Below are 11206 nucleotides of genomic sequence, written 5' to 3' on the forward strand. Positions count from 1 at the left end.
GATCAGACCTCCTGGGAAGCAGAAGAGAGATGCGCCGGCACCGGAGCCTGCATGGCGGCGACCACCACCGGGCGCAGGCGGCGCACCAGGTCGCGTACCGTGACATGCTCCGCGTAGTCCTTCTCGGCGATATCACGCAGCGCATCCAGGCCCGAGAGGGTGAAGATCACCGAGCCGAGCATGAAGTGCAGGCGCCAGAAGCGCTCGCTATCGGGCAGCTCCGGCGTGGCCTGGCGAATCAGTGCGGTGAAGCGCGTAAAGACGCTGCCATACTCCTCCTGAATATAGCGGCGCAGGTGGCCCTGGGCCTGACTGTAGGCGAGTCCGAGCAGACGCATGAACACCTTGAGGCTATTGCGCTCCGCCGGCACCTCCAGCACGCTGCTGGCCATGGTCTCGAGCAGACGCTCCAGCGGTATGGCCTGGTCGCCGTAGTGCGCCTCGAGCTCGTCCAGGGCACGATGAAAGCGCTCGGTAAAGGGGTCGAGATAGCGCGCGAAGACCGCCTGAATCAACGATTTCTTCGAGCCGAAATGGTAGTTCACCGCCGCCAGATTGACCTTGGCCTTGCTGGTAATGGTGCGCAGCGATGTCTCGGCGAAGCCGCGCTCGGCGAACAGCACCTCGGCGGTGTCGAGGATCCGGGTGACGGTATCATTCTGTGCCATGCTGGGTGCGTCCAGTTATAAACATTTGTTTGAAATTTAGCGCAATTCTACGCTAGTCGGCAGTTTGGGCTCAACGCTCGGATAACGCATCGTTTAAAACGGTCCATGCAGATGTTGTTCAGGGGCCCTGGTCGGCCAGGAACACAGCTGACCGCCTCCGGATTACTGTACGGAACGTCATGCTGTATACTTGATCAATACGCTTGCGCCATTCGCACAGGAGGTTCCCATGGCTCGTCCGCTGACCCAGCGTCAACAGAACGTCTACGACTTTATCGTCAAGACCATGCAGGAGCTCGGTTACCCACCGACCCGGGCGGAGATCTCCCGAGCGATGGGCTATCGCTCGCCCAATGCCGCCGAGGAGCACCTGCGCGCCCTCGAGCGCAAGGGCGCCATCCGCATGATCTCCGGCACCTCACGGGGGATTCGACTACCCGCACAAGAAGCGGAGGCCGAGACCGAGGAGGCCCCGGCGCGGCAGCTGCCGATCATCGGTGAAGTGGCGGCTGGCAGCCCGATCCTGGCCGCCGAGCATATCGATCGCTACTGCCCGCTGCCCCCGGAGTATTTCACGCCCCGGGCCGACTACCTGCTGCGAGTCCGAGGCCTGTCGATGAAGGAGATCGGCATCCTCGAGGGCGACCTGCTGGCGGTGCACCGCACCGACCGAGTTCGCAATGGCCAGATCGTGGTGGCGCGCCTGGAGGATGAGGTGACGGTGAAGCGCTTCCAGCGCAAGGGCCACCAGGTGACCCTGGTGGCGGAAAATGCCGAATTCGCCCCCATCAAGGTCGACCTGCGGCACGACCCGCTGGAGATCGAAGGCATCGGCGTTGGCGTGATCCGTGGCGGCAACGGTCAATCCCTCTCCTGAGCGCAAGATCCTCCACGCCGACTGCGACTGCTTCTATGCGGCGGTGGAGATGCGCGACAACCCCGCGCTGCGCGACATTCCGCTGGCCATCGGCGGGAGCGTCGACCGGCGCGGGGTGATTGCCACCTGCAACTATCCGGCACGGGCCTTCGGCATCCACTCGGCGATGCCCACGGCCCGCGCACTACGCCTCTGCCCTCACCTCACCCTGCTGCGCGGCGACTTCGACAAGTATCGCGAGGTCTCGCGCCAGATCCAGGCGATCTTCCATGAACTGACCCCCCTGGTGGAACCGCTCTCCCTGGACGAGGCGTTTCTCGATGTCACCGGCGTGGAGCGTTTCTCGGGCAGCGCCACCTGGATGGCGCAGTGGATCAAGCAGGAGAGCCTCAGGCGTACCGGAATCACCATCTCGGTAGGCGCGGCCTCCAGCAAGTTCCTGGCCAAGATCGCCAGTGACTGGGAGAAGCCCGATGGTCTGACCGTCATCCCTCCACACCGGGTCGAGGAGTTCGTCAGCGCGCTGTCGGTAAAAAAACTCCACGGCGTGGGCCCGGCCACCGGCGCTCGCCTGGATGCCCTGGGCATCGACACCTGCGCCGAGCTGCGCAAGCTGCCCATCGAGCGGCTGGTGGAGGAGTTCGGCAAGTTCGGCAAGCGCCTCTTCGAACTGGCCCGCGGCATCGACGACCGTCCGGTCAAGCCCGAGCGCGAGCGCAAGTCGGTCAGCGTGGAGACCACCTTCTCCCGCGACCTGCCCGACCTCGCCCACTGCCGGGAGGCACTGTTGCCGCTGTGCGAGAAGCTGGAGGAGCGCCTGGCGCGCCACGGCCACCCCGCACTCGCCGGCATCGTCATCAAGGTGCGCTTCGATGACTTCAGCCTGACGACCCTGGAGAGCCGTGGCCTGGCGCCCTCCCCCGAGAACTACGCCAGACTACTGGAGCAGGCCTGGCGGCGCGGCCAGCGCCCGGTGCGCCTGCTCGGCGTCGGCACCCGGCTGGTGGAGGCCGATGCGAGGCGCCAGCTCAATCTGCCGTTGTGAGCCCTCCCCTTTAGGGGTCAGACCCCAAAAAGGGGAGGTTCCTGTAGCCCAACCCACATCCCGCCGACCAAAGTGCAAGGCCCGGCACCATGGGCTTCTCTTAACATTGTCGACAGTCTCGCGTAGAATCGCCGCCACCTGAAACGGGGACTTCCCCCCCTGTTCCACACGCCAGAGGCTTGTTCCGGTGCTGTTTCTACCGGGTAGCGACTCTCTCGGATAGCGACTCTACTGGGTCGTGATTCCCCCGGGTCGCGACACTCTGGCCCCACACGCAATGAGGGCCCTAACGTGCTTGAAGCCTATCGCCAACATGTCGAGGAGCGTGCCGCCGAAGGCGTGCCGCCTAAGCCGCTGAACGCCGAGCAGGTCGCCGCCCTGGTGGAACTGCTGAAGACGCCGCCGGCGGGTGAAGAGGAGTTCATCCTCGACCTGCTGACAAACCGCGTCCCGCCGGGCGTCGACGAGGCTGCCTACGTCAAGGCCGCCTTCCTGACCGCCATCGCCAAGGGCGAGGCCGAGTCCCCGCTGATCGACAGGGTCCACGCCGTCAAGCTGCTGGGCACCATGCAGGGCGGTTACAACATCGTCTCGCTGGTCGAGCTGCTCGACGATGCCGACCTGGCCAAGGAAGTGGGCGAACAGCTCAAGCATACCCTGCTGATGTTCGACGCCTTCCACGACGTGGAAGAGCGCGCCAAGGCGGGCAACGCCGTAGCCAAGGATGTCATCCAGTCCTGGGCCGACGCCGAGTGGTTCCTCGCCAAGCCCAAGCTGGACGAGAAGATCACCCTGACCGTCTTCAAGGTGCCTGGCGAGACCAACACCGACGACCTCTCCCCGGCCCCGGATGCCTGGTCGCGCCCCGATATCCCGGTGCACGCCAACGCCATGCTCAAGAACGAGCGTGACGGCATCGAGCCGGAGGAGCCGGGCGTCAAGGGCCCCCTCAAGCAGATCGAGGACGTGAAGGCCAAGGGCTTCCCGGTGGCCTACGTCGGCGATGTGGTCGGCACCGGCTCCTCGCGCAAGTCCGCCACCAACTCCGTGCTGTGGTTCTTCGGTGACGATATCCCCAACGTGCCGAACAAGCGCGCCGGCGGCTTCTGCTTCGGCGGCAAGATCGCCCCGATCTTCTTCAACACCATGGAAGACTCCGGCGCCCTGCCGGTCGAGATGGACGTCTCCAGGCTCGAGATGGGCGACGTCATCGACGTCTACCCCTACGAGGGCAAGGTGTGCAAGCACGGCACCGACGAGGTGCTGACCACCTTCGAGCTCAAGACCCAGCTGATCCTCGACGAGGTGCGCGCCGGCGGCCGTATCCCGCTGATCATCGGTCGCGGCCTGACCACCAAGGCGCGTGAGTCCCTGGGCCTGCCCGCCTCCGACGTCTTCCGCCTGCCTGAGCAGCCCGCCGACACCGGCAAGGGCTTCACCCTGGCCCAGAAGATGGTCGGCAAGGCCTGCGGCCTGGACGGCGTGCGTCCCGGCATGTACTGCGAGCCGAAGATGGCCACCGTGGGCTCTCAGGACACCACCGGGCCGATGACTCGCGACGAGCTCAAGGATCTGGCGTGTCTCGGCTTCCAGGCCGACCTGGTGATGCAGTCCTTCTGCCATACCGCCGCCTATCCGAAGCCGGTCGACGTGGATACCCATCACACCCTGCCCGACTTCATCATGAACCGCGGCGGCGTCTCCCTGCGTCCGGGCGACGGCATCATCCACAGCTGGCTGAACCGCATGCTGCTGCCCGACACCGTGGGTACCGGCGGCGACTCCCATACCCGCTTCCCGCTGGGCATCTCCTTCCCGGCCGGCTCCGGGCTGGTGGCGTTCGCCGCCGCAACCGGCGTGATGCCGCTGGATATGCCGGAATCGGTGCTGGTGCGCTTCAAGGGCAAGCGTCAGCCCGGCGTCACCCTGCGTGATCTGGTCCACGCGATCCCCTACTACGCGATCAAGGACGGCCTGCTGACCGTCGAGAAGTCCGGCAAGAAGAACGCCTTCTCCGGTCGCGTGCTGGAGATCGAGGGTCTCGAGGACCTCACCGTGGAGCAGGCCTTCGAGCTCTCCGATGCCTCCGCCGAGCGCTCCGCCGCCGGCTGTACCATCACGCTGTCCGAGGAGAGCGTGACCGAGTATCTCAAGTCCAACATCACCCTGCTCAAGTGGATGATCGCCAACGGCTACGGCGACCGCCGTACCATCGAGCGCCGCATCCAGGGCATGGAGGAGTGGCTGGCCAACCCGAGCCTGATGCGTGCCGACCAGGACGCCGAGTACGCCGAGATCATCGAGATCGATCTCGACCAGCTCAATGAGCCGGTACTCTGCGCGCCCAACGACCCGGACGACGCCCGTCTGCTCTCCGAGGTGGCCGGCGAGAAGATCGACGAAGTCTTCATCGGCTCGTGCATGACCAACATCGGCCACTTCCGCGCCGCGGGCAAGCTGCTCGAGAAGCAGCCGGCCGGCAGCCTGAAGACGCGCCTGTGGCTGGCACCGCCGACCAAGATGGATCAGCACCAGCTGACCGAGGAGGGCTACTACGGCATCTATGGGCGTGCCGGGGCACGCATGGAGATGCCGGGCTGCTCGCTGTGCATGGGTAACCAGGCGCGCGTCGCCGCCAAGAGCACCGTGGTCTCCACCTCCACCCGTAACTTCCCGAACCGCCTGGGCGACGGTGCCAACGTCTACCTCGCCTCTGCGGAACTGGCGGCCGTGGCCGCCGTGGAAGGCCGCCTGCCGAGCGTCGACGAATATCGCCGTTATATGAGCGAGTTCGACGCCATGGCCGGCGAGATCTATCGCTACATGAACTTCCACGAGATCGAGGAGTATCAGAACGCCGCCTCCAACGTGATTCCGATCGCTCAAGAGGCCTGAGTGCCACGGTTCTGATATCCTCAGCTTCGACTCCGATGCTCGCAACATCGCAGGCCGCCGCTCGCGGCGGCCCGGGACTCACTCCCGAAAGTCGATAAACGAAGCGCCCCTCACGGGGCGCTTTTTTTTGTGTCACCCGCTGGTGGGGTGCGGCTCATTCGCGCCGGGCGATAACCGTCGCCGAATACCGACGCCATTCTACCAACGGTAACTAATTCAAACTTTAGTATTACATGCATATTTACTAAGGTGAGGGCTCCGCACGTCGAGGTGGCACTGCCATCCGGGTGTTCCCACTTGATTAATGTTGAGGAGCCTCTCATGTCGATCCAGTACACCACCGCACTGCGCCCCCTTTCCCTTGGCGGTCTGGTGATCGCCGCCATCGCCCTCTCCCCGCTGGCCCTGGCGGAGGGAGCCGAACACCGCGGTCTCTACCTGGGGGCTGGCGCCGGCTTCGGTTCGCTCGAGAACGATCGGGATGAAGTCGCCGATTTCGTCGAAGGGGGTGTCGAGGACTTCGACATCGACGATGACGATAACGTCACCAAGTTCTTCGTGGGCTATGACCTCAACCGCTACCTCGCCGTGGAAGGGTTCTACAGTGACCTTGGTGAGGTGCGTTTGAAGGGCAACGATGCCGTCAACGCCGAGCTCGAGTCCCAGGCCTATGGCGCGAGCCTTGTCGGCAAGCTGCCGCTCACCGACTGGTTCACGCTCTTCGGCAAGGCCGGCCTGGCGCACTGGGAGACGCAGACCAACGGCAACCTCGGCAACTTCCAGCAGGAGCTCAGCGACCAGGACGGTACCGACCCGGTATACGGAGTCGGCGCCCAGTTCCAGCTGGACCCCATGCTGCTGCGCGCCGAATACGAGCGCTACGACTTCGATAGTGACTATACCGTCGATGCCTTCACGGCCTCCGTGGGCTGGCGCTTCTAAGCCCGGTCACGGGGCTAGATAGCACCGGCACCTGTGGCATGATGATGTGACTATCACAGGCACATCGACCTTGAGCCAGATCGCTGCTTCCATTGTGATTCCGACCGCTCAAGAGGCCTGAGTGCCACGATTCTGACACCCGCAGCTTCGACTCCGATGCTCGCACCATCGTAGGCCGCCGTCCGCGGCGGCCCGGCCTGAAGACAAGGCTTGAGGCCGAAGCCGATAAGCGAAGCGCCCCATCCGGGGCGCTTTTTTGCTCTCCGTGGAGTGACGTGCCCCTTGTCGGTAGGCGGGATCGGTCCGGCATCCCGGCTCCGCATCGCGACCGAAGGCCGAAGGGCTCCCCCGGATGACGGCACCAGGACCGGCAACACCGTCGAGGCGCCTTGAGGCGCCCGTCGCGAGCGGAGCCTCCCTCCTACCATGCCACCCCCAGCCTAAGTGCCATCTCCAGCCTAAATGCCATCGGCGCCGAGGCGACAGTCTCGAACAGTCACGGTAGGATGGAGATTAATCCCTTCTTGCTAAAGGAGCCTTGTCATGAACCAGGACGCGTTTCAGCACAGCATCCGCACGCTGCTCAAGAATGTCGGAGTGAATACCCAGCAGGAGATCGAGAAGGCCGTTCGGCAGGCGATCGACGAGGGCAAGCTGAAGGGCGACGAGCACCTGCCGGCGCGTGTCACCGTGACGGTCGACGGCATCGACCTGGCGCTGACCTTCGACAGGGATATCACCCTTGAGTGAGGCCCGGGACCGTACGGTCATTCGCGTCGAGGGGCTGGGCAAGATCTTCTCGGGGGGCTTCGAGGCCCTCAAGGATATCGACCTGGAGATCCGCCGTGGCGAGATCTTCGCCCTGCTCGGCCCCAACGGGGCGGGCAAGACCACCCTGATCAGCGTGATCTGCGGGCTGGTCAACCCGAGTCGCGGGCGCGTGCTGGTCGATGGCCACGACAATGTGCGCGAGTTTCGCGAGGCCCGGGCGCGCATCGGCCTGGTGCCCCAGGAGCTGACCAACGACGCCTTCATCAAGGTGTGGGATACGGTGAGCTTCAGCCGGGGGCTGTTCGGCAAGCCGAAGGATCCCGCGCATATCGAGAAGGTGCTGCGCTCGCTGTCGCTGTGGGAGAAGCGCAACAACCGCCTGATTACCCTCTCCGGCGGCATGAAGCGTCGGGTGCTGATCGCCAAGGCGCTGGCCCACGAGCCCGAGATCCTGTTTCTCGACGAGCCCACCGCGGGGGTCGATGTCGCCCTGCGCCGCGACATGTGGGAGGTGGTGCGAGCGCTGCGTGACAGCGGGGTGACCATCATCCTCACCACGCACTATATCGAGGAAGCCGAGGAGATGGCCGACCGCATCGGGGTGATCCGCTCGGGGGAGCTGGTGCTGGTGGAGAACAAGCAGGCGCTGATGCAGCAGCTAGGTCGCAAGGAGCTCACCCTCCATCTGCGTGACCCGCTGGACTCGGTGCCTCCCCGTCTCGCCCGTCATCGCCTGACGCTGGCCGAAGAGGGACACGCCCTGGTCTACGCCTATGACGCCACGGCAGACGAGGATGATGGCACCGGTATCGCCGGCCTGCTGGCCGATCTGGAGGCGGCGGGCATCGCCGTCAAGGATCTGCACACTCGCCAGAGCTCCCTGGAGGAGATCTTCGTCAATCTGGTCAAGGAGACGACGTGAATCTCGAATCCGTCAAGACCCTCTACCGTGCCGAGATGGCCCGCAGCCTGCGCACCGTGCTGCAGAGCATCGTCTCGCCGGTGCTCTCCACCTCGCTCTACTTCGTGGTGTTCGGCTCCGCCATCGGCAGTCGCATCAGCGAGGTGGACGGCATCAGCTACGGGGCCTTTATCGTGCCGGGCCTGATCATGCTGATGCTGCTTACCCAGAGCGTCTCCAACGCCTCGTTCGGCATCTTCTTTCCCCGCTTCTCGGGCACCGTCTACGAGGTGCTCTCCGCGCCCATGTCCTACTGGGAGGTCGTCGCGGGGTATGTGGGGGCCGCGGCCAGCAAGTCGCTGATCTTGGGGATCATCGTGCTGATCACCGCACGCCTCTTCGTGCCCTACTCCATCGAGCACCCAGTGATGATGGCACTGTTCCTGGTGCTGACGGCAGCAACCTTCAGCCTGCTGGGCTTTATCATCGGCATCTGGGCCGATGGCTTCGAGAAACTTCAGCTGGTCCCGCTGCTGGTGATCACGCCACTGACCTTCCTCGGCGGCACCTTCTACTCCATCGATATGCTGCCGCCCTTCTGGCAGGCGGTGACCCTGGCCAACCCGGTGGTCTACCTGATCAGCGGCTTCCGCTGGAGCTTCTATGGCATCAGCGACGTCAGCCCCTTGATCAGCCTGGGAATGATCGTGCTGTTCCTGGCCGCGGCACTGACGGTGGTGGCCTGGATCTTCCGCACCGGCTACCGGCTGAAGCCCTAGCCAAAATCCGCGTAAATCCCCGCCCCCCACCAGGGCGGGGATCAATCACTCCAACACGAGTCATCGCCCCCCGCGACTCGCACAAGGCTCCCCGTTGATATGAGGGGAGCCCCTGGGCGCCCTCCTTGCCTATGCTGAGTATGGATCCACTCGCAGCTTGGAGGTACCCGATGGCACGCTTCGCTCAGCCACTAATTCTGCTCCCTGCGGTGTTGCTGCTGGGGGCCTCCCCCGCCATGGCCGACCGGGTCAGTGTCCTGGTGCTCGATGCCTCGGGCTCCATGTGGAATCGCATGGAGGGCAACAGCACCCGCATCGAGGTGGCCCGGGACGTTATCGATGAGTATCTGCAGGGTCGTAATCCTGAACTCCCGCTGAGCGTACTGGCGTATGGACACAACCGTCGCGGGGACTGCGGCGATATCGAGGTCATCGCCACCATGGAGCTCCAGCGTGCCGAGACCCTGGCCGAGCAGATCCGTGCATTGAATCCCCAGGGCATGACCCCCATCGCCGAGAGCCTGGCGCTGGCCGCCGAGCAGATCCCGCGCACCGCCGAGGCCGCCGATATCATTCTGGTGACCGACGGCCTGGAGACCTGCGACGGCGACCCCTGTGCCGTGGCGGCGCGGCTCGCCGAACAGGGCTTGGCGATTCGCGCCCATGTGGTGGGCTTCGGGCTCAGCGACGAAGAGATCCAGCAGCTCTCATGCGTGACCGACCAGACCGGTGGCGAGCTCTTCCAGACCCACTCCGGCGCCGAACTGGCAAGCGCCCTCTATCGGGTGGAGGAGGCCGCCGCCGAGCCACCACCCGAACCCGCGCCGGAACCAGCACCAGACCCCGTGCCCACCGCCGAGCTGACCACCGCCGACACGGCGCCCGCAGGCTCGGTGATCGAGGTCGAATGGGAGGGACCCGACAGCCCCCGGGACTACATCACCATCGTCGAGGCCGGCGCCCCCGAGGGGAGCTATCTCGACTACACCCGCACCAACCAGGGGTCACCGCTGACGATCACCGCTCCGGATGCACTGGGCAGCTACGAGATCCGCTACGTGCATCAACAGAGTGGCGACACCCTGGCGACTCACTCGGTGACCCTGACCCCGGTGGAGGCCAGTCTTGACGCCCCCGATGAGGCCGTGGCGGGCTCGGTAATCAAGGTCGAATGGGAGGGGCCCGACAACCCCCGGGACTACATCACCATCGTCGAGGCCGGTGCCCCCGAGGGGAGCTATCTCGACTACACCCGCACCAACCAGGGATCGCCACTGACGATCACCGCCCCGGATGCGCTGGGCAACCACGAGATCCGCTACGTGATCCAGCAGTCCAAGCGCACCCTTGCCAGCCAGCCGATCACTCTCGTGCCCGCAAGGGCGCAACTGATGGTCAACGACCCCATTCTGCCGAGCGGCAGGTTTCAGGTGGAGTGGATAGGCCCGGACAACCCCCGTGACTACATCACCATCGTCGAGGCTGGTGCCCCCGAGGGGAGCTATACCGACTATGTGCGGACCAGCAGAGGCTCGCCAGTCACCCTCGACGCTCCCGCCGAGCCGGGCGAGTACGAGGTGCGCTATGTGATTCAGCAGTCGGGAAGAACCCTGGCCAGCCTACCGGTCAGCGTGGGCGCCGGCGAGGTCAGCCTGGCCATCGAGGGGAGCCCCGAGGCCGGAGGGGTGATCAAAGTGAACTGGCAGGGCCCGGGGCGCTACGAGGACGTTATCCAGGTCGTGGCGGCCGATGCCCCCGATGATGCCAAGGCCATCCGCGAGGCACGCGCCAGCCAGGGCAGTCCGCTGCAGCTGTTCGCCCCATCGACAGCGGGTAGCTACGAGCTGCGCTACACGGCCAGTGACAGCGGGGAGGTGCTGGAGCGCCACTCCTTCGAGATAAAGTAGATAGATCGAATGCCCCGAATGACGAAAGCCCCGAATGACGAAAGGCACAGCCCCCTCTACAGCCCCCGGCGAAGAAAGGGGCTGTAGTAGCTGTAGTGGTGTAGTAAAGGGACCTGACCAGGAGGCTAGCTGTGATCTCTCTATAGGTTGTTCATCCGGAACCAACCCGGAAGACTGGAGATGCGAACCAACCAACCGCTCCAGGAGGCCCGGATGAACACCCATAAGAATGCCCGTCTCACTCCGCATGGTCGAGCCCTGCTGGCCGCTCGCGTCATCGATGAAGGGTTGCGGCCCAGAGAGGTTGCGCAAGCTCAAGGCGTCAGTGTGAGAACAGTCTATAAGTGGGTGCGTCGTTTCCGAGAGGAAGGGCAGGAGGGGCTCCAGGACCGTCGGTCACGCCCGGCCCGAAGCCCGTTGG

At 64.8% G+C, this 11206-nt stretch carries 10 protein-coding genes; 9 read left to right on the forward strand and 1 reads right to left on the reverse strand.

Annotated features, from left to right (window positions below; all coding sequences use genetic code 11):
• Positions 1 to 2 precede the first annotated feature (2 nt).
• Positions 3 to 668 carry a TetR/AcrR family transcriptional regulator gene (locus tag IOC61_RS04355; protein ID WP_195687647.1) on the reverse strand — a complete coding sequence of 222 codons (666 nt, stop codon included), beginning with the start codon at positions 666 to 668 and terminating at the stop codon, positions 3 to 5.
• Between the two features lie 229 nt (positions 669 to 897).
• Here IOC61_RS04355 and lexA point away from each other — a divergent pair, with 229 nt between their 5' ends.
• The 9 genes from lexA to IOC61_RS04400 form a co-directional block, all read left to right on the forward strand.
• Complete coding sequence (lexA, locus tag IOC61_RS04360) at positions 898 to 1545, forward strand: transcriptional repressor LexA (RefSeq protein ID WP_195687648.1); 648 nt, start codon at positions 898 to 900, stop codon at positions 1543 to 1545.
• Complete coding sequence (gene dinB, locus IOC61_RS04365; protein WP_195687649.1) at positions 1517 to 2590, forward strand: DNA polymerase IV; 1074 nt, start codon at positions 1517 to 1519, stop codon at positions 2588 to 2590. The genes lexA and dinB overlap by 29 nt, the downstream gene beginning before the upstream one ends.
• A gap of 291 nt (positions 2591 to 2881) precedes the next feature.
• On the forward strand, positions 2882 to 5485 hold the full coding sequence (gene acnB, locus IOC61_RS04370; RefSeq protein WP_161423569.1) for a bifunctional aconitate hydratase 2/2-methylisocitrate dehydratase: 2604 nt from the start codon (positions 2882 to 2884) through the stop codon (positions 5483 to 5485).
• Positions 5486 to 5806: 321 nt separating this feature from the next.
• Positions 5807 to 6427, forward strand: coding sequence for a porin family protein (locus IOC61_RS04375; RefSeq protein WP_195687650.1), 621 nt, complete (start codon positions 5807 to 5809; stop codon positions 6425 to 6427).
• 543 nt (positions 6428 to 6970) lie between these two features.
• Positions 6971 to 7177: a DUF6494 family protein gene (locus IOC61_RS04380; RefSeq protein ID WP_195687651.1), complete on the forward strand. Its 207-nt coding sequence runs from the start codon at positions 6971 to 6973 to the stop codon at positions 7175 to 7177.
• Positions 7170 to 8120, forward strand: a complete 951-nt coding sequence (locus IOC61_RS04385) for an ABC transporter ATP-binding protein (protein ID WP_229332915.1) — start codon at positions 7170 to 7172, stop codon at positions 8118 to 8120. The genes IOC61_RS04380 and IOC61_RS04385 overlap by 8 nt, the downstream gene beginning before the upstream one ends.
• The gene (locus IOC61_RS04390) at positions 8117 to 8878 is read left to right on the forward strand and encodes an ABC transporter permease (RefSeq protein ID WP_195687652.1); all 762 of its coding nucleotides are present in this window, start codon (positions 8117 to 8119) and stop codon (positions 8876 to 8878) included. Before IOC61_RS04385 ends, IOC61_RS04390 begins: the two co-directional genes overlap by 4 nt.
• Positions 8879 to 9048: 170 nt before the next feature.
• Positions 9049 to 10785, forward strand: coding sequence for a vWA domain-containing protein (locus IOC61_RS04395; protein WP_195687653.1), 1737 nt, complete (start codon positions 9049 to 9051; stop codon positions 10783 to 10785).
• Positions 10786 to 10998: 213 nt separating this feature from the next.
• The coding region (locus IOC61_RS04400) for a leucine zipper domain-containing protein (RefSeq protein WP_195687798.1) at positions 10999 to 11206 on the forward strand (208 nt) is incomplete at its 3' end.

The organism is Halomonas sp. KAO (genome assembly GCF_015595025.1).
Taxonomy (GTDB): domain Bacteria; phylum Pseudomonadota; class Gammaproteobacteria; order Pseudomonadales; family Halomonadaceae; genus Halomonas.